2 protein-coding genes are annotated in these 629 nt (G+C 42.0%); both read left to right on the forward strand.

Annotation, left to right across the window (positions count from 1 at the left end):
• A partial coding sequence (locus tag QD409_RS35515; protein ID WP_430765049.1) for a GyrI-like domain-containing protein occupies positions 1-388 on the forward strand: 388 nt, incomplete at its 5' end.
• Between the two features lie 93 nt (positions 389-481).
• On the forward strand, positions 482-629 hold a 148-nt coding region (locus QD409_RS35520), incomplete at its 3' end, for a DinB family protein (RefSeq protein ID WP_430765050.1).

Consider the following 629-nt stretch of genomic DNA (forward strand, 5'->3'; position numbering starts at 1 on the left):
GTTTCAAGCAATTGGGAAAAAGCAGTCCTATTCGTATAAAGAGGGAGAGAACCTGAAGGGAATTCCGCTTTTTTGGGAGGAAGCTAATCGTGATGGCACGATTGATTCCCTTGCAGAATGGAATGATGGTTGTGTTAAAGGGATACTGGGAATTTGTGCGGAGATTACTAGCTCAACTAAAGATATGGATTACTGGATTGCAGTAGCCACAACGAAAGACAAGGCAGAAGGATTTGAAACCATCACTATTCCACAATCAAAGTGGGCTGTGTTTGAGGTACATGGACCAATGCCTCATAGTATACAAAACACGTGGAAGCAAATATATGCAGAGTGGTTCCCGAAAAGCGGCTATATCCAAACAAACTCGCCACAGCTTGAGGTGTAAGGAGAAGGAAAGCCGGATAGTGAAGATTATTATTCAGAAATATGGATTCCAGTTGACAGATCATAAACTTTAGAGGAAAAGAAAGGAGAACAGATGTATTCATTATTCCAATATAATTGGCAAGTGCGAGATGAATGGCTGAAGTGGTGTGAAACCTTGCCGGAAGCAGAGCTCCTCCAGAAAAGAACGGGAGGAGTGCAAGGAATTCTCGTAACACTCGTTCATATTATCGATGTAGAAT

Source organism: Rhizobium sp. BR 315 (assembly GCF_050577975.1).
GTDB lineage: Bacteria > Pseudomonadota > Alphaproteobacteria > Rhizobiales > Rhizobiaceae > Rhizobium > Rhizobium miluonense.